At 47.3% G+C, this 25,136-nt stretch carries 30 protein-coding genes; 18 read left to right on the forward strand and 12 right to left on the reverse strand.

The window, feature by feature from the left end:
• Nucleotides 1-23: 23 nt before the first annotated feature.
• Both AC2FC2_RS03500 and hinT read right to left on the reverse strand, forming a co-directional pair.
• Nucleotides 24-410, reverse strand: a complete 387-nt coding sequence (locus AC2FC2_RS03500) for a YcfL family putative periplasmic lipoprotein (RefSeq protein ID WP_130380234.1) — start codon at nt 408-410, stop codon at nt 24-26.
• A 12-nt stretch (nt 411-422) separates the two neighbouring features.
• Nucleotides 423-773 (reverse strand): purine nucleoside phosphoramidase, encoded by a 351-nt coding sequence (hinT, locus tag AC2FC2_RS03505; protein WP_037423826.1) that lies wholly within the window; start codon nt 771-773, stop codon nt 423-425.
• Nucleotides 774-1,027: 254 nt separating this feature from the next.
• On the opposite strand from hinT, the gene AC2FC2_RS03510 reads away from it, so the two are divergent.
• Nucleotides 1,028-1,933 (forward strand): ABC transporter substrate-binding protein, encoded by a 906-nt coding sequence (locus AC2FC2_RS03510; RefSeq protein ID WP_490658736.1) that lies wholly within the window; start codon nt 1,028-1,030, stop codon nt 1,931-1,933.
• Here the strand turns inward: AC2FC2_RS03510 and AC2FC2_RS03515 are convergent.
• The gene (locus AC2FC2_RS03515; RefSeq protein WP_490658737.1) at nt 1,930-2,307 is read right to left on the reverse strand and encodes a winged helix-turn-helix transcriptional regulator; all 378 of its coding nucleotides are present in this window, start codon (nt 2,305-2,307) and stop codon (nt 1,930-1,932) included. The genes AC2FC2_RS03510 and AC2FC2_RS03515 overlap by 4 nt on opposite strands.
• 99 nt (nt 2,308-2,406) lie before the next feature.
• Here AC2FC2_RS03515 and AC2FC2_RS03520 point away from each other — a divergent pair, with 99 nt between their 5' ends.
• Nucleotides 2,407-3,153, forward strand: coding sequence for an SDR family oxidoreductase (locus AC2FC2_RS03520; RefSeq protein WP_265554940.1), 747 nt, complete (start codon nt 2,407-2,409; stop codon nt 3,151-3,153).
• A gap of 296 nt (nt 3,154-3,449) precedes the next feature.
• A complete protein-coding gene (locus AC2FC2_RS03525; protein ID WP_209632776.1) occupies nt 3,450-3,716 on the forward strand; it encodes a hypothetical protein in 267 nt (88 codons plus the stop codon).
• A gap of 71 nt (nt 3,717-3,787) precedes the next feature.
• Here AC2FC2_RS03525 and AC2FC2_RS03530 read toward each other — a convergent pair whose 3' ends face one another.
• Complete coding sequence (locus tag AC2FC2_RS03530) at nt 3,788-5,092, reverse strand: Nramp family divalent metal transporter (protein ID WP_209632775.1); 1,305 nt, start codon at nt 5,090-5,092, stop codon at nt 3,788-3,790.
• Nucleotides 5,093-5,321: 229 nt separating this feature from the next.
• On the opposite strand from AC2FC2_RS03530, the gene mntR reads away from it, so the two are divergent.
• On the forward strand, nt 5,322-5,792 hold the full coding sequence (gene mntR / locus AC2FC2_RS03535; RefSeq protein ID WP_209632774.1) for a manganese-binding transcriptional regulator MntR: 471 nt from the start codon (nt 5,322-5,324) through the stop codon (nt 5,790-5,792).
• 233 nt (nt 5,793-6,025) lie between these two features.
• Here the strand turns inward: mntR and AC2FC2_RS03540 are convergent, their stop codons facing one another.
• The 3 genes from AC2FC2_RS03540 to AC2FC2_RS03550 all read right to left on the reverse strand — a co-directional run bounded on the left by AC2FC2_RS03540 (nt 6,026) and on the right by AC2FC2_RS03550 (nt 8,355).
• Nucleotides 6,026-6,940: a hypothetical protein gene (locus tag AC2FC2_RS03540; protein WP_490658738.1), complete on the reverse strand. Its 915-nt coding sequence runs from the start codon at nt 6,938-6,940 to the stop codon at nt 6,026-6,028.
• Between the two features lie 108 nt (nt 6,941-7,048).
• A complete protein-coding gene (locus tag AC2FC2_RS03545) occupies nt 7,049-8,032 on the reverse strand; it encodes a phage integrase (protein WP_490658739.1) in 984 nt (327 codons plus the stop codon).
• Nucleotides 8,029-8,355 carry a hypothetical protein gene (locus AC2FC2_RS03550; protein WP_259216851.1) on the reverse strand — a complete coding sequence of 109 codons (327 nt, stop codon included), beginning with the start codon at nt 8,353-8,355 and terminating at the stop codon, nt 8,029-8,031. Before AC2FC2_RS03550 ends, AC2FC2_RS03545 begins: the two co-directional genes overlap by 4 nt.
• On the opposite strand from AC2FC2_RS03550, the gene AC2FC2_RS03555 reads away from it, so the two are divergent.
• The gene (locus AC2FC2_RS03555) at nt 8,354-8,611 is read left to right on the forward strand and encodes a hypothetical protein (protein ID WP_259216850.1); all 258 of its coding nucleotides are present in this window, start codon (nt 8,354-8,356) and stop codon (nt 8,609-8,611) included. The genes AC2FC2_RS03550 and AC2FC2_RS03555 overlap by 2 nt on opposite strands.
• Before the next feature lie 149 nt (nt 8,612-8,760).
• On the opposite strand, the gene AC2FC2_RS03560 is transcribed toward AC2FC2_RS03555, so the two are convergent.
• Nucleotides 8,761-9,060, reverse strand: coding sequence for a helix-turn-helix domain-containing protein (locus AC2FC2_RS03560; RefSeq protein ID WP_490658740.1), 300 nt, complete (start codon nt 9,058-9,060; stop codon nt 8,761-8,763).
• 87 nt (nt 9,061-9,147) lie between these two features.
• Here AC2FC2_RS03560 and AC2FC2_RS03565 point away from each other — a divergent pair, with 87 nt between their 5' ends.
• From AC2FC2_RS03565 to AC2FC2_RS03610, 10 genes are all read left to right on the forward strand, one after another.
• Nucleotides 9,148-9,414 (forward strand): DNA-binding protein, encoded by a 267-nt coding sequence (locus AC2FC2_RS03565; protein WP_115182679.1) that lies wholly within the window; start codon nt 9,148-9,150, stop codon nt 9,412-9,414.
• An 8-nt stretch (nt 9,415-9,422) separates the two neighbouring features.
• Complete coding sequence (locus AC2FC2_RS03570) at nt 9,423-9,635, forward strand: hypothetical protein (RefSeq protein WP_490658741.1); 213 nt, start codon at nt 9,423-9,425, stop codon at nt 9,633-9,635.
• Entirely contained in the window at nt 9,632-9,904 is a 273-nt protein-coding gene (locus AC2FC2_RS03575; RefSeq protein ID WP_490658742.1) for a hypothetical protein, read from the forward strand. Before AC2FC2_RS03570 ends, AC2FC2_RS03575 begins: the two co-directional genes overlap by 4 nt.
• Before the next feature lie 274 nt (nt 9,905-10,178).
• Nucleotides 10,179-10,379, forward strand: coding sequence for a hypothetical protein (locus AC2FC2_RS03580; protein WP_490658743.1), 201 nt, complete (start codon nt 10,179-10,181; stop codon nt 10,377-10,379).
• Entirely contained in the window at nt 10,376-10,597 is a 222-nt protein-coding gene (locus AC2FC2_RS03585) for a ParE family toxin-like protein (protein WP_490658744.1), read from the forward strand. The genes AC2FC2_RS03580 and AC2FC2_RS03585 overlap by 4 nt, the downstream gene beginning before the upstream one ends.
• Nucleotides 10,594-10,737, forward strand: a complete 144-nt coding sequence (locus AC2FC2_RS03590) for a hypothetical protein (protein ID WP_490658745.1) — start codon at nt 10,594-10,596, stop codon at nt 10,735-10,737. Before AC2FC2_RS03585 ends, AC2FC2_RS03590 begins: the two co-directional genes overlap by 4 nt.
• Before the next feature lie 9 nt (nt 10,738-10,746).
• A complete protein-coding gene (locus AC2FC2_RS03595; protein WP_490658746.1) occupies nt 10,747-11,040 on the forward strand; it encodes a TraR/DksA family transcriptional regulator in 294 nt (97 codons plus the stop codon).
• Between the two features lie 274 nt (nt 11,041-11,314).
• Nucleotides 11,315-13,828, forward strand: coding sequence for a replication endonuclease (locus AC2FC2_RS03600; protein WP_490658747.1), 2,514 nt, complete (start codon nt 11,315-11,317; stop codon nt 13,826-13,828).
• Between the two features lie 10 nt (nt 13,829-13,838).
• A complete protein-coding gene (locus tag AC2FC2_RS03605; protein ID WP_490658748.1) occupies nt 13,839-14,183 on the forward strand; it encodes a hypothetical protein in 345 nt (114 codons plus the stop codon).
• Between the two features lie 162 nt (nt 14,184-14,345).
• A complete protein-coding gene (locus AC2FC2_RS03610; RefSeq protein WP_490658749.1) occupies nt 14,346-16,721 on the forward strand; it encodes an AAA family ATPase in 2,376 nt (791 codons plus the stop codon).
• A 725-nt stretch (nt 16,722-17,446) separates the two neighbouring features.
• On the opposite strand, the gene AC2FC2_RS03615 is transcribed toward AC2FC2_RS03610, so the two are convergent.
• The 4 genes from AC2FC2_RS03615 to AC2FC2_RS03630 form a co-directional block, all read right to left on the reverse strand.
• Complete coding sequence (locus AC2FC2_RS03615; RefSeq protein WP_490658750.1) at nt 17,447-18,436, reverse strand: hypothetical protein; 990 nt, start codon at nt 18,434-18,436, stop codon at nt 17,447-17,449.
• Between the two features lie 144 nt (nt 18,437-18,580).
• Nucleotides 18,581-19,351 (reverse strand): hypothetical protein, encoded by a 771-nt coding sequence (locus AC2FC2_RS03620; RefSeq protein ID WP_490658751.1) that lies wholly within the window; start codon nt 19,349-19,351, stop codon nt 18,581-18,583.
• 173 nt (nt 19,352-19,524) lie between these two features.
• Entirely contained in the window at nt 19,525-20,562 is a 1,038-nt protein-coding gene (locus AC2FC2_RS03625; protein ID WP_490658752.1) for a phage portal protein, read from the reverse strand.
• Nucleotides 20,563-22,332 carry a terminase large subunit domain-containing protein gene (locus AC2FC2_RS03630; RefSeq protein WP_490658753.1) on the reverse strand — a complete coding sequence of 590 codons (1,770 nt, stop codon included), beginning with the start codon at nt 22,330-22,332 and terminating at the stop codon, nt 20,563-20,565.
• A gap of 190 nt (nt 22,333-22,522) precedes the next feature.
• On the opposite strand from AC2FC2_RS03630, the gene AC2FC2_RS03635 reads away from it, so the two are divergent.
• The 3 genes from AC2FC2_RS03635 to gpM are packed head-to-tail and all read left to right on the forward strand — an operon-like array spanning nt 22,523 to nt 25,094.
• A complete protein-coding gene (locus AC2FC2_RS03635; protein WP_490658754.1) occupies nt 22,523-23,320 on the forward strand; it encodes a GPO family capsid scaffolding protein in 798 nt (265 codons plus the stop codon).
• 55 nt (nt 23,321-23,375) lie between these two features.
• Nucleotides 23,376-24,434 (forward strand): phage major capsid protein, P2 family, encoded by a 1,059-nt coding sequence (locus AC2FC2_RS03640; RefSeq protein ID WP_490658755.1) that lies wholly within the window; start codon nt 23,376-23,378, stop codon nt 24,432-24,434.
• A gap of 3 nt (nt 24,435-24,437) precedes the next feature.
• Nucleotides 24,438-25,094 (forward strand): phage terminase small subunit, encoded by a 657-nt coding sequence (gene gpM, locus AC2FC2_RS03645; protein WP_490658756.1) that lies wholly within the window; start codon nt 24,438-24,440, stop codon nt 25,092-25,094.
• The last annotated feature ends 42 nt before the right edge of the window (nt 25,095-25,136 follow it).

Consider the following 25,136-nt stretch of genomic DNA (forward strand, 5'->3'; position numbering starts at 1 on the left):
TATCTCTCCACTGAACCAAGAGTTTATAAGAATAGATACAGACGCACGCGTTTAGCATCGAGATTGCCGTTGAGTGAGTAAATGGTGGCGTCTGAATTTGGTGCAATAGTGATGGTGCGCTGCGCTTCAAAAGGCCGGATATCCAGCCCCTGATCGTCATACCAGTAGAAGCGATAATGCACCGTCACTGGCGTAGGTTGGCTGTTGCTGAGCTCCGACGTGGCCATCACGCGCCCGGAGGCATTCGAAATCGACGGGTTGTCGGCCAGAATGCCTGCGGTAAGCACCGGCGAATCCATGACTACCGTCTGCCGATCGTTAACCGCGATGCCGCGTGGGCTGCTACAACCCATCAAAATGACAGCGGGCAACGCCAGCGCCATCAGACGCAGGGATTTGCTATAGCGCATGACTTTCCTCGATTAGCGAGACAACAAAGGCCCTAACGAACGGCCACCGACCAAATGCATATGAATATGATAGACCTCTTGGCCTGCATGGCGATTGCAGTTAACAATCAGGCGGTAGCCGTCATCGGCAATGCCCTCTTGTTCTGCAATTTTCGCCGCGGCGGTAATCATACGACCCAGCGCAGCCTCATGTTCAACGGTGACATCGTTGATGGTGGGGATCAATACATTGGGTACAATCAGAATATGCGTCGGAGCCTGAGGTGAAATATCGCGGAAAGCGGTGACCAGTTCGTCCTGGTAGACCACATCAGCGGGGATTTCGCGGCGGATAATTTTACTGAAAATCGTTTCTTCGGCCATCTGGCGTTCCTTGTAGAGGAAAATAAGCTGTACGCAGTATGAGTGACAAATTCTACTGCTTTCAACCTGATTGCGCACTTTCCGCGTTGAGTGATGCAGAATCAGACAACCTTTCGGGATAATCCTCCCTCTCTCGCTACCGTCCGGCGGCAATCATTTGATTTTTTTCACTTTCGATATTCACTATTGTTGCTTTACTTGCCTGCCATCGGCGCGAATAGTAACTCTATGATTAAAAAAGGATAGAGGACAACATGCGATTCAAAACCCTGGCACTGAGCGCATTGCTGATATGCGGTCATTCTGCGGCTGAGACCAAAAGCATTATTGATCTACAAGCCAACCAGCAACATTTGCGTGCGGAGAAAAACCCGGCCGCCGTCGCGCTGATCCCAGCCAATTATCATTTTGCCGTACCGGGCAAACTAACCATAGCAGTGGCGTCTGAAAATTCCCCCCCACTGGCGCTGTTTGCTGAAGACAATAAAACGTTGATTGGCAGCGATCCGGACATCGCGCAACTGGTGGCAGACAGCCTGGGGCTAGAGTTGAACCTAGTACCGACCTCCTGGGAAGATTGGCCGCTCGGCATCAGCTCAGGTAAATATGACGCTGCAATTTTTAATATTGCCGTGACCAAGCAGCGGAAAACCAAGTTTGATTTCGCCACCTATCGCGTAGATACGCTGGGCTTTTACGTAAAGTCCACCAGCAAAATCAGGGCCATTAACCAACCTGCGGACGTTGCCGGGCTACGGATTATTGTCGGCTCAGGGACCAATCAGGAAAATATCTTGCTGGGTTGGGATAAGCAGAATCAGGCTAATGGCCTGGCACCGGTACAGCCCATTTATGTCACCGATGACGCCGCCGCCAATCTGAGCATTCAGTCCGGGCGCGCCGACGCGTTCTTTGGCCCCCACTCCACCGGAGCCTACAAAGCAGCACTGACTGGCAGGACGAAAATGGTGGGCATCGGCCCGAACGTCGCCTATGTGGCAGTGACCACTAAAAAAGATAATGGCCTGGTTACCGCAATCAACGCAGCCATCAATGGTGTGATCGTCAGCGGTGAATATGCCCAGGTTTTGGATCGCTGGGGTGAACATGATGAGAAAGTTCCACGCTCTGCCATCAATCCGCCGGGGATTGGTGACTAGCCGTCAATCAGCTGTGGTGCGTGGGTGCGCATCCAGTTGGCCAGAGAGTCGAGTGTCGGACGCAACGTTTTACCCAGTGGCGTAATTTGATATTCAACCCGTGGCGGAACCTCCGGGAACACCTGCCGGGTGACCAAACCACGTTGCTCAAACTGCCGCAGTTGACGCGTCAACTCTTTCTGGGCGATGGGTGCGACTGCGCGCTGCAGTTCGCTAAAACGTATTGGGGTATCAATCAGTATCAGCCGGTAGAGGATCGGAATAGCCCATTTCCCCGCGACCAGATTCACGAAGCCGACCATTGGGCAAGGTTCACCCGCTGTAGGCAATGCCGTTATATTTTTTTCCGCCGTCGACGGCTCTGCGTTGGTCATTTCATCCCACCTTGTCCTTTAGTATCTAAAAGGTGCCTACTATGCAAAAGATACTATAACGCAAATAATGCCTGTGCCGACAATAAACAGGAGTACGTTATGTCACGACTTAAAGGCAAGTACGCATTGATCACCGGGGGTACCAGCGGCATTGGTTTGGAAACTGCGCGTCAGTTTATCGCTGAAGGCGCCACCGTAGCGATTACCGGACGCAACCAGAACAGCCTAGAGGCAGCAGGAAAAGCGCTGGGCAAGGTACTGCTGTTGCGTAGTGATGCAGGAGATATTGAGCAGCAGCGGGTTTTAGCGCAGCAATTGGCCAGCCACTGGCCACGCCTCGATGTGCTGTACATCAATGCAGGCGACGTCACCCACCATCCTCTGCAAGAATGGGATGAACAGAGTTATCAACGGGTGATGGACATCAACCTTAAAGGGCCCTTCTTTCTGATCCAGTCGTTGTTGCCGCAGTTGGCTAACCCCGCGTCAATTATTCTGTGCGGCTCGGTCAGTGCGCATATCGGCCTGCCGTTAAGTAACGTCTATGCCGCCAGCAAGGCTGGTCTGCTGTCGCTGGCCAGAACCCTCTCCGGTGAACTGCACCCACGCGGCATTCGGGTCAATGGCCTCAGCCCCGGCCCAACAGAAACGCCGGCACTGGGTAAGCTCGGCCTGAAGGATGCCGATGAACAGGCATTACGTGACGAGATCCGCCAATTGGTACCCATCGGTCGTATGGGCACGTCGCTGGAATTGGCAAAGGCGGCAGTGTTCCTCGCATCCGATGAGTCCGCCTTTATGGTCGGCAGTGAATTGTTGATCGACGGTGGCGTGGGAAATTTGTAATTACGTCATGCGAGCATTCGGGGGGGTGATCGCCCATTAACACAAATGCTTTCTTGCTAATTATTTCACTTGAAACAACCAAACATACCCCGAAAGCAATTACGGATCCTGCTTACACTCGCGCTGTCACCCTGGCTGGCGGCGCTGCCTACACTGATTAAACAGGGCGTATTGTGGATCCCTTTCGCCAGCCAAAAACCGACTGACCCTAGCTATCCCTCACCCTCTTACTTTTGTTCCTGATAGTGCCATGCATCCGCCAGTCAGGTGCAGAGCACAAAGTGGAGACTGAGACGATGAGAGTAAAATACCTGATTAATGCCATGCTACTGCTGATGCCCCTGGCGCTGGGCGGCATCGCTCAAGCCAATGATCAGACCATTCCCTGGGGGGAAAACACCGGCGGTGTTGAATCCAATCACATTGCCGCCGTAGGTCAGAACCTGAATGCAGCACATCAGAAGGTCACCAAAACCCAGGAAGGCGTATGGGCCGCAAATAGCGGCAGTATTTCTAACGACGAGAAAGCACTGACCAATGGCCAAAACCCAACGTCCAAATAACGCCACACTGGGAGATAGCGTGATAAAGAAAGGCGGCAAGCCGTGACAGCATAAGCTGCACGGCTTATCGATCACCCCAGACCGGGGATGGCGACACCAAACGTCTGCAACAACAGAACCAGGTTGAGCAGGAGAATAATCACTGTACCTATGACCGACACCAGGCTGGTCAGGCGGCTATTAACAAACTCGCCCATAATGTCGCGGCGACGGGTAAACATCACCAACGCAATCATCGGTGCCGGCAACGCCAGGCTCAGCACCACCTGGCTGTAAACCAGCGCGTCTGTCGCATTCACGCCTAATGCCACCACAATGAAGGCCGGGATCATGGTTACCATACGGCGTACCCAGACAGGGATCCTAAAGCCCACAAACCCCTGCATGATCATTTGACCCGCCATGGTACCCACCACCGAGCTGGAAATGCCGGAGGCAATCAACGACATCAGGAAGATGCCAGCCGCGGCAGCGCCAAACAATGGGGTCAATGTATGGTAAGCCGTTCCTATCTCTGCCACGTCGCTATTACCGGCATGGAAAGCGCTGGAGGCCATAATGACCATAGCGATATTCACCAGCCCCGCGATCGACAGTGCAATCACCACTTCAATATTCGAAAAACGCAGCAATTTGCGCCGTTCGCCACTGTCGCTGGCCGGCGCACGGTGCTGGGTTAAGCCCGAGTGCAGAAAAATAGCGTGCGGCATCACCGTGGCACCGATAATACCGACGGCAATAGTCAATGCCTGCGCATCCGGCAACTGCGGCGTTACCATACCAATACCGGCAGCCGCCCAGTCCACCGGCACAATAAACATTTCAACCAAGTAACACAGTGCAATCACCGCGACCAGACCGCCAATCATCAGTTCTACCGGGCGAAAACCTTTTTTCTCGACCATCAGCAATGCATAGGTGATAACCGCTGTCACCGCCATTCCCGGCAACAACGGCATATGAAACAGCAAGGCAAGCGCGATAGCCCCGCCGAGGAACTCCGCCAGATCGGTGGCCATCGCGGCCACTTCACTGAGCAGCCACATACCGATCACCACCGGACGTGAGAATTGATCGCGGCACATCTCTGCCAGATTACGGTTGGTGACAATACCCAGCTTGGCCGAGAGCGCCTGAAACAGCATGGCAATCAGGTTAGCCATCACCACCACCCATAACAGGCTATAGCCGTATTTCGAACCCGCCTGAATATTGGTGGCAAAATTACCGGGATCCATATAGGCAATAGAGGCAATCACAGCAGGCCCAGCGAACAGTAGCGGCGTGAATGCTCCACGCTTGCGCCCGGCAAGTGCGTTACCAATCGCCGTATTGGTTCGTTCGGTTAACGATGTGGTGGTTGCCGCATCACGCATGGTTTACCCTCAATCTTTTTCTGGTTATTTTTCACCCAACACTCCCTGCAATGTAGCATCGGCTACACTTTATGCAAAATGGAAGATTCACTGCCTTTGTGTACAAATATTTCTTATTATCAGCGAATACGCCCGCCGAATTGATAATGCGTCGCCTTTGGACTAACGTATGGCGGAACTGCAGTAACCTGCAACTTACTGGTTTAACGTTTAAAGGACGTCTCAGAATATGGCTACAAGCGCACCAGATGACGCCGAACGCCCCGTGGTGGCTGAAATGCCGGACGAGGCTGAACATGCCCTGCGCTTCACCCGCGCTCGTGAGGCGCAATCCAATGCGCTGATAGAGGATTATGTCGAGCTGATTGCCGACTTGTTGATGACCACCCGCGAAGCCAGAACCACCGACATCGCCAAACGCTTCGGCGTTTCGCACCCGACGGCGATCAAGAACATCGCCCGGCTCAAAAGCGCTGGATTAGTCGAGTCACGCCCTTATCGGGGGGTTTTTCTGACGGAAGAAGGCGAGCAGCTGGCACAGAAGGTACGCCGTCGCCACCGGATTGTCGTCGACCTGCTGGTATGTCTTGGTGTACCGAATGAAACCGCCGAGCTGGACAGCGAAGGGATTGAGCATCACATTTCTAGCGACACCCTGGCGGTGTTTGAACAGTTTTTGCAAAAGCACGCAGCAAAGTAAATCCGCACCCATAAAAAAGGGAGGCTTTCGCCGCCATACCTTCGCCAAAAAAAACAAGCAGTTACAATAATATCAGTGAGTTAGATACTTGTAACTGCCTGCTAAAAACGGGTATAGCGTGGGCGTTTGGGGCAGAATGTGGACACAGTTCCCATATGCCGATACCAGATAAAATTCTCATTTGTAGAGTTGTAACATTATATTTTATGCAATACCATCAATTGATAGCATCATTAGTAGTTTAAAAATTTATTCCTATTAACTATTTTTATTTTTAATCCATCACCAAATATATGAAAACCTTCATCATCAATATAAATTTCACTGCGCTCCTTACTATCTAAGATCACTTTAGAAAAGTTACTAAGATCATCGCTTTTTAAAGCAGATTGCAATCGGTCAGTGAGTTTAACAGATACGCCGTAACGGTCTAAAATAAAACTAATAAAATCCGGATCAGCCAAAGATCTTAAATGATAATAGTATGCGTTAAAAAACTCAGCATCTGAAAACTCGATATCTAAACCATCCAACTCCGGCTCTGGGTCTTGAAATTTAGCACTCATCGATGTATCAAAATATAATTGAGAGGCAATATATAATATTGGGGTGACGCGATTAACCGTCTTAATAACATTGAGTTGGTTTAACGCTTTTTTTTGTGTTGCATCATTATATTTCCCCGAAGTACCTTTTGCCTCCACAATAATATAATCACCTTTAGAATTCCGCCCAATCAAATCTGGGCGTGATTTTGTATTCCTTGAATATGACATATGGGTTTTTAACATATGTAAATGTGCTAACCAAGGAACATTAAGTAATTTCTGAGAAAGCAGTTTAGAAACAGCCATTCCTAACATGAAAGACATAAATGTTTTTTCTGTAGGGTCAGAGTTTTTATAAATCACAGATTTATATATTTCACGGTTACTTAAGTCAAGAATGGAACCAATTAGACTGATGCGATTTATTATTTCCATAATGGAAAAGTTTTCATTTATAAGCACTTGACGTTGGTAGCGCTTTCCTACAGTTATCATCGCCCATAATAGTTCCTCCTCAGTAATATCCACTCCAGATGAACTATTCAATCCTGCATAACTTCCAGAGAAATCAATGATATTGCAATTAATATGATGTAACATAATTATCTCCGTATATTTAATGAAATAGATTTAATATGAAAAAAATCAATAAATAAAGCCAATAAGGTATCTTATACTTTTATTTTTGGAAAGCGCCTTAATTATTCATCAAAATCCATTTGAAACCAGCGGATTAAAACGTACTGCATCCTCTAAATAGTCTGGCGCAAAATGCGCATAAACCATTGTTTGTAGGATGCTTGAGTGCCCTAAAATCCGCTGCAATGCCAAAATGTTGCCACCGTTCATCATGAAATGGCTGGCAAAGGTATGGCGCAGAACGTGAACGGCCTGCCCTGCTGGCAAGCCTGGGGCAACCTCTTTGATACACGTCCTCACATACGAGTAATTGAGCTCGGCGAATAATGACCCAGACTTGATCCCAGAAGTGATTTCTTTGCAGAGTTCCGTTGAGATCGGGACAGTTCTATTTTTGCTGTTCTTGGTGTTGAGGTAAGTCACCTTATTGCCGATCACCTCTTCCCGCCGAAGTTTGACCACCTCACCCCAGCGTGCCCCTGTTGCCAGGCACAACTTAACCGCCTTCAGATGATCACCTTCCAGCCGGTCGAGCAACTGCCAGATTTCGTCATGAGTTAAGAAACCCATTTCCTGATCCGGCAGCTTAATTTTTTTCATCTCTTTGAGCGGATGTTCACCGTGATAAAGCCCCAAATCGATGAGAACGGAATACACCCCGCCCAGCTTTTCCTGATCGAGATTGACGGTCTTTGCCTTTCTGCCTTCGGCGAGGCGAAGCACTCGATAATCAGAAAAGAAAGATCGGGTGATCTGGCAGGCCTTAGGGTTACCCATTTTGGCCGCCATTACCTGCAATTTATGCTCTATCTTCACACCATCTTTCAGATTCTGGCCATGATGTTTAAACCAAAGCTCTATCAATTCCGTTAATGGTCGTTGGTCGGCTAGTTTATCTACCCAGTCTTTATTATTCTGTGTCGCGATAACCCAGCGCTCAAACTGCTGCGCCTCGGACTTAGTCTTAAATTTCTTGCGAACACGCTTACCCGTCCGCCCCTGGGGACGCACGTCCACCATATAGCCCTCAGCGCCGAGCGATTTAATACTCATAGGTCTGTTTTTGCTGGATCAGAACGTTGTTCACTGAGTTTCTCGAGCACTGATGCTATCTCCTCCGGCGAAGTGTTGGATGAATCAACCATTTTTATTTGGCCATTTTCGAAGTACTCAACCCGAAATTTTTTCCCTCGCTTGATAAAAGCAACCAGCACACCGATAACACCGGTTGCTAAGGGGAGAATTATTTCTACATACTCTGTGTGAATAGTAGAGAAATGTAATGAGCTACGTTCAACCTGCACCCCAGCTCCATCGAAATCGTTTTTCAATTCAGTTACACTATTGCTATCAGAAAAGCAACGGAGTATAGACATGAGACTGTTCATCCTCGCTGAAAATTTATCGTTCATTCAAAGAGTAAAGCTACTTGAACCGCTATTTTTTGGCGCTATAACGCTTCTCTTCGGGAAAAACCTAGTTATTAAGTTCAATCTGTCACCATCCGATCGTCATCCAAAGAATAAAATCTTAGATACCACTGAGTGGACACTGCCGGATAGTGGGGTAACATTCCTGACTAAAAGCGATCTAACCAAACCATCTTCTCCACTGTTTGAAGACGATAGGTAACAAAACCCAGTCAACGATCGATACACAAGTTATGCCGAAAACTCACTCTAGTTAACGCCTTCACCCTGATTAATTTTAATACCCATCCCAAAGATTCCTTTCGAAACAAATTCCGCCTTTACCCCAAGAATTCTTTATACGCCAGGCAATTATCCAACCTTCTGGTCTTTTTGGGGACTGGATGTGCTTCCTAGCCCATCAGGGGAGAGAGCAGGTGAAATCTGTCCGATTTCCGGCGCGACATCCCCTGTCATTAGCCACATCGTATATTTCTTAAACCGCGGGTTGCTTGTAATCTTCATGAGAGTCACACCGCCTGGCTCAATCAACCCCGTTTCGTACTTCTTCACAGTACTAATTGATATGCCTGTTATGTCGCAAAATTCGCTCTGGCTTACCCCTTCACTCTTCCGGATCGCCTTCACTTTCTCGCTTAGAATGCTTGACATGGTTCATTCCTATGAACTATCGTTACCTTGGTTCATAGATATGAACCTCCAATAACTTAAATCTGCGTGATCTTAAAGGGTATCACTATGAACAAAAACCGACAAAAAAAGGTGATTGGGGTAAGGGAAAACCAACTGCCGGCTGATTATCCATTTGGTGATCTGTTGGAAGAGTCGATCTCTGACTACGCCCTGCGCATCGGGAAAAACAAGCAAACCATTCGTACACAGGCCGATACCGGTGCCTTGCCTATATTGCAAGCACGGCCAGGCGCAAAACGTCGAGTAAACCTGTACGCCATCTATCTGAATGCCAAGCGTCACGCGGAAAAGTTTGTTGCACAAATGAGTTGAGGTGGGAAATGCGAACAGGCGAACACGCAATCACCAAAATTAGCCGTAATTCATCACGCTATCGCAGCTTTGTTATTGTTTACCGCCCATGCACCATCGCTAACCCGTTCGCCAGGTATGAAGTCAGCCAAGGCGATCAGTCTTACGGTTTGTTCGATGCACAGGCACTGGCAACGGATTACATCGACCAACTTTACGCACAACAACAGGTGGCAGCATGAAACAGGCTTACATCATTTTGGTTGATGATCTGCTGACGCAGTACCACGCCAAAGCCCAAAACATCAATGCAGCCAGCGCTATCGCCCCGGCAGTGCGAGCTGTTTCACTAAATGACCATGCATTCCGTTTAAGCGTTGGCCTCACTGGCTTATTTAGTGCCGCAGAAGCCGCAGGCGATGGTGTAGCTGCTGCGGTGATCGATAGCTTGGTGTCACGCTGCAACAATGGCGATATCCCATCCCCACGCGAAACAGCATGTTTCGCCTGAATGCCGAGTTGCCCGGCTCTATCTGAGAGCGCATCCCTTCCATTAACGTGTGGGCGATAGGCGTCGTGGGGTGCGCTCTCAGATAGGTAATAAGCATCCGATCGCGTCCTTATAAAAGAATGGGCTGCATATATCGGGTAATTACCTTCAGCATGAGCCGGCATGGATAAAAACCGGCATATATTAGTTGATTACTTAAATATATGAACCATTCGAAATAACAAATGCTGCCTTCTAGTGGCGGGCTTCCCACATCCTAAATTCAGGGGATTTTATGAATGATGTTGCGTTAATGGAATTACTAACAGAAGCCCGCCGTGCCTCGCGGCTACAACTCTTGGAGTTGTTGATCACACGGATTGAACGTTTGGAAGCCGACAATGCTTCTCGCGATCAAATTCTTTCCATGCTGAAAAGCTGGTTAAGCGCCCGTCAAAATGTTGGAGCCAATAAATCTCAGGGGGCCGCACTGTGATAACTCTTGCAGGCACTCCTGCCAAACCTGGCGTCTACCGCAAAGCCATTTCTTTATTAGCGCAATTTCGCCGAGGTAATCGAGTGTTTCGCCGTATTAAGCCACACGGCTACCTGAAAATAGATATCGGTTATCGCTGGCGCTTGCTGAGTAAAAACGGCGGTAAGGATTGGCGGTTAATGACTCACGAAACTTACAACGTGGAGTACCGAAAATGACGGGTTTAGGCCTGGCCATCACCAGCATCTGGGCTGTTATCGCCTTTAGTCTGGTTGGCTTATTTATCTACCGCTATTGCAAGTTCTGCCGGGTATTTAACCGCCAGTGTATGCAACCAGAAGAACGCAACTACGACTAAGGATGCCTGATGGCTGATCAAATCGACATGGCACAAGAACGGCATCAGCTAATTCTTGACGCTCAAATCAAAAACGCCCGCTCGCGGCCTTGCGGACCTTCCGCACTTCACTGCGAAGAATGCGGTTCATCTATTCCTGAACTGCGCAGACGTCTAATTCATGGCGTCACTACCTGCGTGCACTGCCAAGCAATACGCGAAGCCAAATCACGTCACACGAAGTTCCAGGGGAATCCCTCACCACGAAATGAGGATGTTAACGCTGGCTGGATGCAAAAAATCAAACCGAGTAATACCGAGTGACGCCCGTATGAAAACACACCCCTGTGCCGCGCCAACTGGCGTTTTTACATTCAGCTGTAATTCTCGCGATTTTGTTGTTCAACAAAAAGACGTCGCTTACTTCCACCCTTCAACAACTAATGAGCGGCAGTATTTCGTGATGATGCAAAACGGTAAGCAGTACCGAGCTGAAAACCTAGTGGAGATTACAAGGATGATCGGCCCAGGTGAAACAATCAGCGTGAGGAAGAAGCTTTGATCAAATTCACGTTGGTAATGCACCAGGCCACCATGCATGGCTAGAAATTCCGGTTGCCGTCACGCTCCCACCCCACCGCTGCCATACCCTGGTAGCGGCGCGCCTGCTTTTGAATGGGCATTCTCATGGAATGCACCGCTCCCGGTTATCGAGCCATCGCTGAACCGACCGCCCGAAATCGATAAACAGACCGAAGAGCAGAGCGCCGCCACCCTCAACGCTTATCTCCTGCTTGAACAGCAACCACAGCTGATCCAACGCGATGTGCGCTACCACATCAACAAACTGGAAGAATCCCAAGGTATCCGCCGGGGCAATGCGTACTTGACGAAAAACTTCGTTGAGCGTGTATTGCCACGGCTTGATCTCGTCAGTGACAAATACCGAGTTTCCGATAACAACAGTGACGCCGACCTATGCCGCCGCTTCAACCGTTTACCGGACGCGGGGCGGTCTGATATTGAACTGTTGGCGAAAGATATCGCCGCTGTCATCAAGCGGGAATTGAGCGTGATCGATGAAGAGGCTGTCCGTACGTCTGAATTATTGAGCGTGATGGCGCTATATAAAGGTGCCGCCGCGCTCACCCGCAGGTTTAAGCAAAAGCCGCCACTATGGAAAACCTACCAGGTGGCCAATTGGAAAATGACAGTGGAGAACACCACACCGGCAGTCATGCGCATGATGTCAGAGGATTGGTGGCTGCGCCGTTTGCGACGCCATGCTGACCGCTGGAAAGAGCACCTGCATATTGCCATCGGTCACGTCAGCAAAAAAGCGACACCCTACGCCAGTCGGCCAACCGTAAGCGACTGGCGGGAGCAGAAACGCCGCACCCGTGAATTCTTAAAATCGATGGAACTGGAAGACGACGAAGGCAACCGTATATCGCTGATCGACAAGTACGATCACAGTGTTGCAAATCCAGCTATTCGCCGATGCGAGCTAATGAACCGCATTCGTGGTTTTGAGAATATCTGCAACGAAATGGGGTTCGTGGGGGAGTTTTACACCCTGACAGCCCCTTCCCGCTTCCACGCCACCAACAGACATGGCCACCGCAATCGCAAGTGGTGTGGAGCCAGCCCGGACGAAACGCAACGCTATCTGCGTAATGTGTGGGAACGCGCACGCGCCAAGCTACATCGTAAAGGGTTCCGTATCTTCGGGATCCGTGTGGCTGAGCCGCACGGTGACGGCACGCCTCACTGGCATATGCTGCTATTCATGCGGCCCGAGGTAGTTGGCCAGGTGCGCGACATCCTGCGCGCTTATGCCTGCGCGGAAGACACTGACGAGCTTTACAGCGAACGCTCAAGAAAAGCACGTTTCCACGCCGAAGCTATAGACCCGAAAAAAGGCAGCGCTACCGGTTACATCGCCAAATACATCTCAAAGAATATCGACGGTTACGCGCTCGATGGCGAGCTGGACGACGACAGCGGCAAAGAGTTGAAAGAAGTTGCTCCAGCAGTATCCGCCTGGGCAGCACGCTGGCGTATCCGACAGTTTCAGTTTATAGGCGGTGCGCCGGTGACGGTCTACCGCGAATTGCGCCGCATGGCTGACCATGAAACCGCACTTGGCCTGAGTGTCGAATTTGCCGCTGTGCATGATGCAGCCGACGATGGCCGTTGGGCTGAATACGTCAACGCCCAGGGCGGCCCCTTTGTCCTACGTGATGATCTCATTGTCCGCACCTATTACGAGCAGGCAGAAGCCACCAACGACTATGGCGAAGACGTGATCCGGATCCGGGGTGTATTTTCTCCCCCGGTTGGTATCGATACCCCGATCATCACCCGCATAAAGGAATGGAAGTTTGTTCCTGCCCGTTCCGTTGGCCTGGCCGTTGACCTTAAGGGCGCGCCTGCGCCCTCTCGGAGTTCTGTCAATAACTGTACGGTGCAGCCGGAAAGGCTAAAAATCAAACAGGTTAAGGAGCCATCTCAACCGCCTGAAAACCTCGATTTTGAGCGACTAACCGACAAGGAACGGCGGTTGATGCTCCGGCGAATACGCAGCGCACCGCCAGAACCCGTGAAAAATCCATTTATGGCCGTCGCCGAGGGCTTCGCATTGCCTGACGAGAGGCTGGATCTGCCACCAATAAGGTCGGTACTACCAGATACGGCCAGCATTAAGCGGTGGCGGGAGCAAGTGCGCCACGAACAAGAGCAACGCGCCCTGGTTTATTTCAGTTTGGATGATGGACAGGAAGTTGAAAATCATCGGCCATCCACGGCCAGCGCTGGCATTAACACAATCAAGCGACCACTCAGCAAACTGGAACGCCAAATCGGCAGTTTCGCCGAGTCCATCGGTTTCAGCCTGGATGCCTACATTTTGAAGTCGGTGGCCGAGGGCGCAACTGTCGTGATTGACGGTCAGCGCTATCGAGCGAGGGCAGATGGTTGTCTGTATAAGCAATCAACGCCAGCAGCCACCACCGCGCTGACGCGGCTCACTGCGCTATGGCATCGGCAGATACCAGAGCAAACACGCCTTGTCGGCGATCACCTGAGAAAAGAAGCCATGAAGCAGCAATAGGAGAAATAGCATGACCACATCGACAGAACGTAAACGTGCCCAGCGCCAGCGTGACAAGGCGAACGGCATCACCACGATCACCCTGCGCGTAGACAGCCAGGAAATGGCGATGATTTTGGAAGGTTGCCAGCAACGCAGGATAGCCAGGGAACCTTACGAAGTGACGGAATATCTGATTGGCCTTATCCGGCAAGATAACAAGCTGTTGCATAAACAGATGGCTGGCCTGAGAAAAAGCAGTTGCGGAAAATGTGGTGATACTCTTCCAGGTGATCCGAAGGGTTGTTGTATGCAGGGTGATTCAACCTGTTGGCAAACAAGAGGCTATAAACGAATAATGTTACGTACACTTTAAAAGAACAACTATTGATAAATACACTCTATTCATATAAGTATACAGTATAGAAAGTTGCGATAATTTTTATCTTAACATAATTGATTGCAGTGCTAATTATTTACGGAATTTATTAATAACAGTGGAAATTATAACAAGAGATGTTTAAATGAGGAGTTGAGAATGTTTAAAAAAATACAATCAATTGATAATCTTGCTGTTTACAGTAATTACCGATGGAACGACTCAGTAAAAGATAAAGATGGCACAGTAGTTGATTTTAAAAAGGTCAACATTCTTTATGGAAGGAATTATTCCGGAAAAACCACTTTATCAAGAATATTCAGATCATTAGAGACAGGAGTAATCTCAGAAAAATATGTTAATCCTCAATTTCAAATGGTTAGACAAGACAACTCAATTCTTACGCAAAATGACATCTCAAATAATCAGATAAAAATCAGAGTTTTTAACGAAGATTTTATAAGGGAAAACTTAAAATTTATAACAAACCCCGATGAGGATATTAACTCCTTTGCAATACTAGGTGATAACAACAATAAAATCGAATCGGAAATACAGGCTCTTGAAGATACTTTAGGCTCAATAGAAGAAAAAAAAGGGGTCTTATGGGAAATTGAAGTTAAAAATAAAAAACATTTAGAAGACACAAAAAATCATAGTAAATCAGTCAACGACTTAAACGAAAAAATATCAGACAAAGCGCTTAATAGAAAATCAGGTATAAAGTATAGTGAAGTGTTCGGAGATCCTACTTATAACTCTGCAAAATTAACTTTAGATATTAAAACCGTACAATCCGAAACGTATAAGCCTATATCTGAGAATGATGCTCATCAACTTAAAACTCTTCTAAGGGAGGATGTAAAAACTAAGCTGGAAGAGATAACACTTCCTATTCTAGATTTTGAGTTACTCAATAATAAAACGGAATCGATTTTAAAAAAAGAAATAAAAGTAAGCAACCCTATTAATGAACTTCTAAACGATGCATTACTAGAAAAATGGGTTAACCAGGGAAGAGAGTTTCATAAACATACCCGAGAAAACTGTGCATTTTGCGGTTCAGTGTTACCAAATGACCTATGGGTTAAATTAGAGCAACACTTTAATAAAGAATCAGAAAGCCTAAGAGGTGAGATTGAAGCATTAATTATAGAAGTCAATCAAGCAAAGAGTGAAATAACAAATGGCTTTAATATTGACTTAACTCACTTCTATTCGACATACACTGGTGAAGTGTCAGTAATCGAAAGCTCTATTAATAAATTATTTAAAGAGCAATATAAAAACTTAGATACTCTCGTGTCTGATTTAAAGAAAAAAGAAGAGTCGATATTTACACCAATAGTGCCAAGCATTGTAATAGATTTTAGCTTGGACATCTCATCTGAAATATCAAAACTTAATGAAATAATTGAAAACTCAAACAACCTCACAAATAAATTAAGCAGCGAAAAATCAAAAGCTAAAATTATATTGCGATTAAATGAGGTATATAAATTCACGATAGATACAAAGTATTCTGATGAGATAGTAAAAATAGCTCAACTAAAGAGAATAGAAACAGAATCTAACACCCCGCTAAATGAATCCAATGAAAGAAAGAAAGAAATAAATAAAAAAATAAGCAGTTTGAAAGTGCAGTTGAAAGATGAAACCAAAGGGGCTGATGGTGTAAATAAATTACTGAATGACTTTTTTGGACACCAAACTTTATCGTTAAAATCTATAGACGATGGTGAAACGTATAAATTTGAAGTAATTAGAGATAATAAGAAGGCACATCATCTAAGCGAGGGTGAATGTAGCTTAATCGCATTCTGTTACTTTATGGCTAAACTTGAAGATATTGAGACAAAGGGATTATCTCCAATAATTTATATTGACGACCCTATATCTAGTCTTGATAGTAATCATATATTTTTCATTTATAGCATAATAAATAGCAAGGTAATTTTAGAAGGGAATTTCAAGCAAATATTTATTTCCACTCACAACTTGGATTTTTTAAAATACCTAAAGCGGATACCTAAAAAAGATAATCTAGGCAATAAATTACCTCAAGAATTTTTCATAATCGAAAGGGCTGAAGAAGAAAGCAAAATAAGATTAATGCCGAATTATTTAAGAAACTATGTAACAGAGTTCAATTACTTATTCCATCAAGTATTCAAGTGTGCAAATGCTGATTTACAGAACGTCGATAATAGTCATGATTGTTATTATAATTATGCTAATAATGCACGGAAGTTTTTGGAGGCATTTCTATACTTTAAGTATCCAAATGCTTTGGAAAATGACAATTCGAAATTATCTAAATTCTTCGGAGGTGATCCTCTTTCAGCTGCCTTAACAGACAGAATTAACAATGAATTCTCTCATCTTGCTGGTGTATTTGAGCGCAGCATGACTCCTATTGATGTTCCTGAAATGAAGAATTCGGCACAATTTATACTGAAAAAGATACGAGAAAAAGATCCTGAGCAATACGATTCCTTTATAACCAGCATAGGTAATCCAATACAAACATTTTGAGTTATTAACTATTAGGCTATTTCATGTGCAATAAGCGCCTCATAGATTCAGTGTGAGGCGCTTTTTTCTTTGCGTGTTCGCTCACATCGTAAAAGATATGACCTTACACCGCTAATGCCATGCAGCACCACTGCCATTTTCTGCACCCAGCAAAGATAAAAAAGACCCACATCGATCCCCCTATTCCGTGCCGTCCCCCCCGCCCCCGCGCTACATTCTTGGGAATTAACTTTTTATGCGGTAGGGACCCCATGTCAAAGCCTTGCTGGATGTGGCCTGAAAGAGTGATTAGGTATGCAAGAAAGTATGCGGATTGTTGCACTTAGGGTATGCAGTATTTTATTATTTAAAATCCGGGTCGATCCCGATAAAAAATACGCTTTAGAAAAGAGTACCAGCAAAGGGCATGCTAAGTATGCGAAACTATCCTGCCACGTCACAATTTCATTTTCAACAGTCGTGTGACGTGTCATTCTCATAAAAAAAATCGTCTGTGACATGTCACATGACGCTACATCTACGCATGAATAATCACGTATAAAGATGCAAAATAGTCGCCTTTAAACGGTTAAATTGAGAACAAACAAGTAACTTAATATATATTTACTCAGAGATTAATCAACGTCACTAGGTAATCTAAAAGATTATATTTAACAATTGGTTAAAATTAAAACTTGAATAAAATGCATCTAGCACATTAGGTCAAGCGCTAGGAATAATAATTATTATTTAAACTTACAATACTTTTTGATGAAGTCTTTAGGACTGCAAACCACGGTTCCAAATCCAACATACGCAAAGCATGCCATAGCTTTCTTGCAGAATTTTATATCATTAGAAATTAAAAAATCAGTACCTAAAGCGGCTATAACATGCATCATATCTTTGTTTGAAGCGTTAAACCGATCTTTCCCTTTCTTAAGCTTAGTAAAATCATCGGCGTAATATCCCGCCCAATTCATCAAACTATAAGCACGGGCCACATCTGATTGAGCATTTTTTCCAAAATACTGTTCAAAAATAAAACCACTATTTTCTTGCTTGAATGTCTCCTCAATTCTATTAACAACATGGTTAATATCGACACTTTGAATTTCCAGTGATTTTATTTCCGTCATATCTCGAAATGGTTGTGGACCTAATTGCTGTTCGTCACTAATCACTAAAGCATTTAAGCCGTTAACCCTTTCTCTAAGCTCATCTATTTGCCTTTTCATATCAATGAAAAGGCACTTTTTCTCCTCTCCAAGTAAGGAGATATCTATTGATGCCAAATGGTTTTCACCATTTGTGATTACAGCATTTAAACTATCTTTCAACTTTTCATTAATTTCATTAAAACTTTCCCCAACAGGTAGTCCAGAAAACTTACGTGACGTAAGTTGACTGACGGAAATCAATGTATCTATTCCCATTTCACTATTTAATTTGTTATTTTCTAAATACCCATTCCATATATCACCAGGGGATTTTTTATTCAGCTCACCAGTTAAAGGTTCAATATACTGAGCATTTAATTCCATCAAGAGCTCCACATGCTCCTGTTGATATTCTATATTTTTTATTTGTAAAATCTCATCAAGAGTTACATGAGAGTACACTAATATAACTTGCCCTTCCTTTATTAAATATTTTAATACTTTAAAATCATCATTATCTGTTTCTTCAATTTTACGCTGGCGTAAATCACTTAAAGTATTTTGATCTAAGTACATTAAAAAACACATAAATCCACCGTTTTTTTTTCAGATTAATAAATGTTATTTTGTAACCTTATCCTAAAAAACTAACATACCTGGTAGAATCTGCTTTTGTATTCTGGCTTTCGGTTTCCCATTAATTAAGACATTCAATTTAGCCTATTTCCTCCACTCTCTAGTACCACTAATGTTTGACATAACATCATAAAAATCGAATCTAGGATCTGCATTAGGGTTGAACTGCCCATTTTTACCATCATAAATGAAACGTTGACAATCACATCTATCATCACGTTCACCACAATCCATGCATTCAGCATTGCAATGATCAATCATCCTATCAATGGCTTCCCACGGTTCATAATCATAGTCGAAATGACCATATCCACTGCTCCCAAATATCCTTCCATTTATGAAGCCATCAATATCATCCCTACTTTCTAGTCTGCAATTAAAAATATTAGATATAGGTCTGAGAACAACTCTCGCATAGTCAAATTTATATGATGGCATTTCAAAAAAAACTTTCCCTTGTTCAGCACAAAGACTATGGAAAGATAGATCTCCATACTTAGCTATAAGGCTCTTATATCTATTTTTATCCAGTTCAACGTGTTTAAATGAATTATTGACTGCATCCAGAAGAGAAAACTTATTGTTAATATGCTCACACCCAGCGACTTCATATCGCTCATCGAAAGTTTTTATGAAGTCACTTCGAGTAATGCTCGTCTTTTTTTTTGCAATAAATAGCATGTAGTCAACGACATGGGCTAAAACCGCATTAAATGAAAAAACATGATGTAGCTTTAAATTATTTACATTCAACAATAAAAAAAACTCTTCAGATGCAGGGGTTAGTACATCGTCTAGATAAGAAAGAAGATAATGTGCGTCTTTTTCATCAGATTGATCAATATAAAGTCCCATAAACCCTCGTTAATAATTAAGTTTAATGCTGTACTCTTTGAGCAGTAGAATCTCTGCAAATTTTCAGTAAGCAAAGCTTATATCTATAAGCCAATACAGTAAAGAATGTTCGCTTCAACATAAAATCAAGTGCCCGATAAAACATGGATCAACGCACTTACTAATCCAACTGATTATGTGCCCTGCTTCAGCAGTTCATAGGACTTAAAGCTGATCACCTCTTCCCCTACCCATTCGTTAAGTTCACACAGCCGCTCTTGCAGCGGTGCCAGCTCATTAATCGCGAATACCCGCGCAGCTTTCTCAACGTCCCCAAAACCACCGGTGTTATTCGGCAAAATCCCCATCAGTTGCGGTGGCGTACGCTGGGCAGCAAGCTGATCATCACGCGTCACGTTTTTGATGTTCAAAAACTCGTCCTTTGCCGCGACTTCGGCCAGCGGGATCAGTTGCAACCCGTCCGGCTTACCGCCAGGTGCATACATAAACAGGTTGCGGAAGTTACCCGGCCCTTTTGACTCTTTCAGCGCTTTTCGCAGGTTATCGATATCTTCCTGCTTATGCGCCGCGTCGTTCATGTACAGGATAAACCCGGCATGACTGCCGTTAAGGTAGTATTTCCTGCGAAAAAGCGTCGCCGCCTCGTTAAGCCAGATGGAGTTAAGCGATGAAAGGTATTCGGGAACGCCGTAAATCTCCTGGTTAATGTCAGGATCCAACAGGTGGAAAATAGAACCCTCCGCAAACTGATGCGGCTCCATCCACGATTGTACGAACCAATAAGAATCAGTTTCAACACCACGGCGGGTGTACTTCGCCAGGCTGGGGGCCAGCTTCATCAAACCGCCTAGCCGGTTATAGCGCCCCTCAATAAAGCTGTTGCCGAACACCATAAAATCCTGCGCATAGCGGCTAAAATCCTGCTTTGACAGCAGCCGGTGAGGCTTGAACATGCTCACCAAAATATTGCGCTTCATGGTGATCGGTGAACTGTGATGCACCGCTGCGCGGAACGTCTTCGCCAGGCCACTGAAAGAGATCGGCGGCTCATACCAACGGTCAACAATACTGCATTCCAGATAATCCAGAATTTCACGCCGATCCAGCATCGGGATCGGGTCGCCGAAGGTGAACGCCTCCACATGCTGCGCCCCGCTTTGTTTCTGCGTGATCGGCTGGGTGTTTTTGCAGCCCCGGTTGTGTTTGCTCATCTAAAAAATCTCCATAAAACCTGTATTGCTACCAGTTGCCCCTTCGAGCGGTTCATTGAATAAGGCGTGCATGACCGCCCAGGCCACATCGCCGTGGCTCACGCCTTCGGCGCGGCTGGTGACATAGGTTGCCCGCCGGCCCGTTGCGGTCATCTGTTTACGGATGGACATAAACGCCTGGGCGATATCCAGCGCGCCGGCGTCAAACTCCAGACGGCCAGAACGGATCACATCGCGGGCTTTCAGTACCAGGTCGGTTTTCATTTCAAGGCTGTAGTTGATGGCGTTAACCGCCGGGAAGAACTGACGCACCAGTTGCGATACCGCACGACCAAGGCCAGTGTTATCGATGCCGATATAGGTCACGTTGTAGCGCTCAGTCAGCGCCTTAATATTTTTGGCCTGGGCGGCAAAATCCATGCCGCGCCATTGATGGCGCTCCAGCACGCGGAACTTGCCACCCGCAATCAGCGGCGGCAGGATAACCGCACAGCCGGCGCTGTCACCGTTTTCAGAACTGGCCGGGTCATAACCGATCCAGACTTCCCGCGCCGCCACCGGGCGCAATGCGAAGGGTTTAACGTCCGTCCAATGTTCCCAACTGTCGACCATGCAACGCTGCATTTCCCCTATCGGGAACACCGACGCGGTATCATCAATAAAGTTGCACATAAACAGGTTTTCAAAGTCTTCATCACTGTTCTCTTCGCGCAGCTCATCGAGATCAAACAGGTCGCAGCCACCGCGTAACGCATCCTCAATGGTGACAATCTGGCGAAACTGCTTATCTTCACAGAGCAAGCCGCTGGCCAGGCGTTTATAGCTAACATCAATTTCCCGGCGTCTGTCCTTCGACTTGCCCTTGTTAAACAGCGTGCCATTCCAGAAGGAATAGGCTTCATGGGTCATACTGGACGGGGTGGAAAAGTAGGTGGAACGGTAGCGTGTTTGCGACGCCATACCCGATGCGGCCCGGCGCAGTTTCTTAAAGCCCGGGATCCAGAAATATTCATCCAGATACAGGTTGCCCGGTCGCCCCTGGGCGGTGTTGGAGTTGGTGCCTAAGAAGTGCATTTCCGCCGCGTTGGGTAGGATAATCGTTTCACCGCGCAGCTCTACATCAACCTCCTGCGCAAACGCCATGATGTAGTTTTTGAACTGGTGCGCCTGTGCTTTCGAGGCAGAAACAAACATCTGATTGCGCCCCGTGTCCAGAGCGTCGATCAGGGCTTCACGGGCAAAGTAGTAGGTTGCGCCAATTTGGCGGCTTTTCAGAATGTTGCGGATGCGGAACCCTTTCGACAGCCCGGCCTGATACCAACTGCGTTGATACTCAAACATCTGTTCTAAAAAGATTTCTTTCAGCCGGGCGTGTTGCTCATCCGTAAAGGCATTTTTCTGCGTGCGCTTGCGCGGGCCGGCGTTACGGGCGGCAATGTTGGGGTTAAGATCCGTCTCATTCCCACCGCCGTTGTATTTACCTATGCGGGCGTGCCGCTCAGCCTGACGGGCCAATAGGTCAATTTCTTTAAGATCGCGCCCTTCCTTCTCCGGTTTCAGGATCAACTGACAGTAGCGGGCGGCGGTCGTGATTTGCATCTGGTCGAGTGGGCCGTAATCGTCCCACTTGTCGCGGCGTTTCCAACTGTGTACCGTGACGGACTTCTCCCCGATCATCTCGGCGATGCGGGCCACTCGCAGCCCCTGCCAGTAGAGATACATAGCTTGACGACGGGGATCCAAATCGGCACTGATAGTAATAGCGTTCATGTGCAATCAGCCTGAAATTCAACGTTTCAATGCCGAAAGGCTACCTACCCGCTACCGCCAACACCCTTAATGCACCTTGTGCCATTGACCACACAAGGCCGCTGCGTTGTCCCCATTCCAGCCCCCGGCCACCATAAGCCAAACACGGCCAACACCGGCCAAATTCGCTTACATGATCGGGGCTTATCCAATGCCAATTTCAAAATCTTTCCGTGTCGCCGTCGAGGGGGCAACCAGTGATGGCCGTCAGATCCAGCGCCAGCACATCAAAGAGATAGCCGAAACCTATAATCAGCAATTCAAACCGGCACGCGTCAACCTTGAGCATTACCTGAGCATTTTCCCTGACAGCACCTTCTGTGCTTATGGCGATGTGCTAGCCCTGAGTACCGATGAAATCAGCGATGGCCCGTTGAAAGGTAAGTTGGCGCTCTACGCCAAGGTTGATGCAACGGATGGCCTGGTGGAGTTGAACAATAAGCGTCAGAAGATTTTCACCAGCATTGAGTATTACGAAAAATTCGCAGATACCAACAAAGCCTATCTGACCGGCCTCGCGTTCACGGATAACCCTGCATCACTCGGCAGTGAAGCAATGAAATTCAGCTCAAATCACCTGGCGCAGCAAGGTCTGTTTTTCTCTGCAGCAGAAGAAACCACCCTCGAATTCGAAACACCGGAAACCGAAAAACCAAACCTGCTCGCCAGCATTAAAGCCATGTTCGGCAAACGACAGGCCTCTGATGATGCACGCTTTATCGACGTTCATCAGGCCGTGGAGTTGGTCGCCGAAAGGCAGCAGCAGGCCGAGGAAAAACTTTCCGGTCTGGATGGTATGAAAGACATCATTCAAAAGCTGACAGACCGACTGACCGCCAGCGAAACGGCATTTTCTGGGCTGGAAACCAAACTCAGCACCACCGACCGCAGCGACAAGCGCCGCGAACTGTCAACGGGTGGCGAAAGCGCCGAGCTAACCGACTGTTAAGCAAGCAATTACAGGCGGTGATAGCACCGTTCTAGCCGATTAAAGGAAAAGAGAAATGAGAAAGGTAACCCGTGAGCAGTACAAGAAGTATGTGAACCAGATTGCGAACATCAACGGCATTGATGCCCTGGATGTGGCGGCAAAGTTCACCGTTGAGCCATCCGTCAGCCAAACCCTGGAAGAAAAAATCCAGGAAAGCAGCGGTTTCCTGAAAACAATCAATATTGTACCGGTTGATGAACAAAGCGGTGACAAAATCGGCCTGGGGATTGATCGCCCGGTTGCCAGCACCACCAACACCGATGAAAAAGACCGTGAACCCATCGATCCAACCAGTCTGGATGAACAAGGCTACATGTGTACCCAGACCAACTTTGATACCGCATTGAAGTATTCAAAACTGGATTCATGGGCCAAATTCAAGGATTTTCAGGTAAAAATTCGCAACCAGATTGTGAAACGCCAGGCGCTGGATCGCATCATGATCGGCTGGAACGGTACTAAACGTGCAAGAACGTCCGATTTCACCGTCAACAAGCTGTTGCAGGACGTGAATATTGGCTGGCTGGAGAAAATCCGTAAAGGCGCGCCGGATCAGGTGATGTCAAAGATTTTGGATGAGGCTGGCGCTGTCGTTTCAGAGAAAATCCGCATCGGCAAAGCCGGCGATTATCACAACCTGGACGCCCTCGTTATGGATGCCGTCAACGAATTGATCGCCGCATGGTTCCAGGACGATACCGAGTTGGTCGCCATCGTAGGACGCTCTCTGCTGGCGGATAAATACTTCCCGATCGTCAACAAAGAGCAAGAAAACAGCGAAATGCTGGCGGCAGACGTCATTATCTCGCAAAAACGCATCGGTGGGTTGCAGGCGGTGCGCGTCCCTTCCTTCCCGGATAACACCATTCTGATCACCCGTCTGGATAACTTGTCGATCTACTGGCAAGACGGCACCCGCCGCCGCCACATCATCGACAACCCTAAGCGCGATCGCATTGAAAACTACGAATCGGTCAATGAGGCCTATGTGGTGGAAGATTACCAATGCGCCGCGTTGATCGAAAATATCGACATCCTTAAACCAGCCGCACCGGCACCAACAGAGGGTTAACCCATGACCAGCCCGGCACGCAGGCATAGGCAATATATCGCCGCGCAGCAATCCTCCTCACTCAGTGAAGCGGCCAGCCTGAGCCACCTGGGCAACTATGACCTGCTGCTGTTCAAGATGCAGCAGGACTTGGCTAGGCTGAGTGGTGTTGAGTCCCACGACACCAAGGCGGAACTGAAACGCCGCATGATCCCCACTTACATGCCGTGGGTCGCCGGTGTGCTGCAAAGCGATGCCGGCAGGCAGGACGCCATTCTGATGCGCGTGCTGGTTTGGTTGCTGGACGTGGGCGACATGGAAACCGCGCTGAATATCGGCGAATACGCCATCAAGCATGATTTGGTTGCCCCTGACGGTTTCGAGCGTTCTACCGGCTGCCTGATTGCCGAAGAACTGGCCGCCGCCGCACAACGCAGCATGACGGCCAGTAAACCGCTGGACACAGCACAGTTACTCCGCGCTCAGCAGTTGCTCACAGGGCAGGATATGCCGGACAAGGTCAAGGCCCGGCTGTATAAATTCGCAGGATATGCCCTGCGTCAAGACGGTAACACCGTGCTTGCCCTGGACACATTAAAAAAAGCCCTGCTGAAAGATGAGAATTCCGGTGTGAAATCTGACATTAAGCAACTGGAAAAACTCACTCAGGCAGGAAGTTAACGAATCGCCCCCGGCGAGGGCGGCACGGGAGCCGCGACAGGT

Source organism: Serratia sp. CoH_122_TC_1 (genome assembly GCF_058191755.1).

What these genes read in the sequence shown, in the direction of transcription:
- AC2FC2_RS03540 (WP_490658738.1), bottom strand. Translation starts at nt 6,940, where the DNA reads ATGTTACATCATATTAATTGCAATATCATTGATTTCTCTGGAAGTTAT.
- AC2FC2_RS03515 (WP_490658737.1), bottom strand. Translation starts at nt 2,307, where the DNA reads ATGACCAACGCAGAGCCGTCGACGGCGGAAAAAAATATAACGGCATTG.
- AC2FC2_RS03625 (WP_490658752.1), bottom strand. Translation starts at nt 20,562, where the DNA reads ATGAGCAAACACAACCGGGGCTGCAAAAACACCCAGCCGATCACGCAG.
- AC2FC2_RS03640 (WP_490658755.1), top strand. Translation starts at nt 23,376, where the DNA reads ATGAGAAAGGTAACCCGTGAGCAGTACAAGAAGTATGTGAACCAGATT.
- AC2FC2_RS03610 (WP_490658749.1), top strand. Translation starts at nt 14,346, where the DNA reads ATGTTTAAAAAAATACAATCAATTGATAATCTTGCTGTTTACAGTAAT.
- AC2FC2_RS03500 (WP_130380234.1), bottom strand. Translation starts at nt 410, where the DNA reads ATGCGCTATAGCAAATCCCTGCGTCTGATGGCGCTGGCGTTGCCCGCT.
- AC2FC2_RS03520 (WP_265554940.1), top strand. Translation starts at nt 2,407, where the DNA reads ATGTCACGACTTAAAGGCAAGTACGCATTGATCACCGGGGGTACCAGC.
- AC2FC2_RS03530 (WP_209632775.1), bottom strand. Translation starts at nt 5,092, where the DNA reads ATGCGTGATGCGGCAACCACCACATCGTTAACCGAACGAACCAATACG.
- AC2FC2_RS03545 (WP_490658739.1), bottom strand. Translation starts at nt 8,032, where the DNA reads ATGAGTATTAAATCGCTCGGCGCTGAGGGCTATATGGTGGACGTGCGT.
- AC2FC2_RS03635 (WP_490658754.1), top strand. Translation starts at nt 22,523, where the DNA reads ATGCCAATTTCAAAATCTTTCCGTGTCGCCGTCGAGGGGGCAACCAGT.
- AC2FC2_RS03630 (WP_490658753.1), bottom strand. Translation starts at nt 22,332, where the DNA reads ATGAACGCTATTACTATCAGTGCCGATTTGGATCCCCGTCGTCAAGCT.
- AC2FC2_RS03510 (WP_490658736.1), top strand. Translation starts at nt 1,028, where the DNA reads ATGCGATTCAAAACCCTGGCACTGAGCGCATTGCTGATATGCGGTCAT.
- AC2FC2_RS03620 (WP_490658751.1), bottom strand. Translation starts at nt 19,351, where the DNA reads ATGGGACTTTATATTGATCAATCTGATGAAAAAGACGCACATTATCTT.
- AC2FC2_RS03565 (WP_115182679.1), top strand. Translation starts at nt 9,148, where the DNA reads ATGAACAAAAACCGACAAAAAAAGGTGATTGGGGTAAGGGAAAACCAA.
- AC2FC2_RS03525 (WP_209632776.1), top strand. Translation starts at nt 3,450, where the DNA reads ATGAGAGTAAAATACCTGATTAATGCCATGCTACTGCTGATGCCCCTG.
- AC2FC2_RS03580 (WP_490658743.1), top strand. Translation starts at nt 10,179, where the DNA reads ATGAATGATGTTGCGTTAATGGAATTACTAACAGAAGCCCGCCGTGCC.
- AC2FC2_RS03570 (WP_490658741.1), top strand. Translation starts at nt 9,423, where the DNA reads ATGCGAACAGGCGAACACGCAATCACCAAAATTAGCCGTAATTCATCA.
- AC2FC2_RS03590 (WP_490658745.1), top strand. Translation starts at nt 10,594, where the DNA reads ATGACGGGTTTAGGCCTGGCCATCACCAGCATCTGGGCTGTTATCGCC.
- AC2FC2_RS03550 (WP_259216851.1), bottom strand. Translation starts at nt 8,355, where the DNA reads ATGTCTATACTCCGTTGCTTTTCTGATAGCAATAGTGTAACTGAATTG.
- AC2FC2_RS03600 (WP_490658747.1), top strand. Translation starts at nt 11,315, where the DNA reads ATGGCTAGAAATTCCGGTTGCCGTCACGCTCCCACCCCACCGCTGCCA.
- AC2FC2_RS03605 (WP_490658748.1), top strand. Translation starts at nt 13,839, where the DNA reads ATGACCACATCGACAGAACGTAAACGTGCCCAGCGCCAGCGTGACAAG.
- mntR (WP_209632774.1), top strand. Translation starts at nt 5,322, where the DNA reads ATGGCTACAAGCGCACCAGATGACGCCGAACGCCCCGTGGTGGCTGAA.
- AC2FC2_RS03555 (WP_259216850.1), top strand. Translation starts at nt 8,354, where the DNA reads ATGAGACTGTTCATCCTCGCTGAAAATTTATCGTTCATTCAAAGAGTA.
- AC2FC2_RS03560 (WP_490658740.1), bottom strand. Translation starts at nt 9,060, where the DNA reads ATGTCAAGCATTCTAAGCGAGAAAGTGAAGGCGATCCGGAAGAGTGAA.
- hinT (WP_037423826.1), bottom strand. Translation starts at nt 773, where the DNA reads ATGGCCGAAGAAACGATTTTCAGTAAAATTATCCGCCGCGAAATCCCC.
- AC2FC2_RS03615 (WP_490658750.1), bottom strand. Translation starts at nt 18,436, where the DNA reads ATGTACTTAGATCAAAATACTTTAAGTGATTTACGCCAGCGTAAAATT.
- gpM (WP_490658756.1), top strand. Translation starts at nt 24,438, where the DNA reads ATGACCAGCCCGGCACGCAGGCATAGGCAATATATCGCCGCGCAGCAA.
- AC2FC2_RS03575 (WP_490658742.1), top strand. Translation starts at nt 9,632, where the DNA reads ATGAAACAGGCTTACATCATTTTGGTTGATGATCTGCTGACGCAGTAC.
- AC2FC2_RS03595 (WP_490658746.1), top strand. Translation starts at nt 10,747, where the DNA reads ATGGCTGATCAAATCGACATGGCACAAGAACGGCATCAGCTAATTCTT.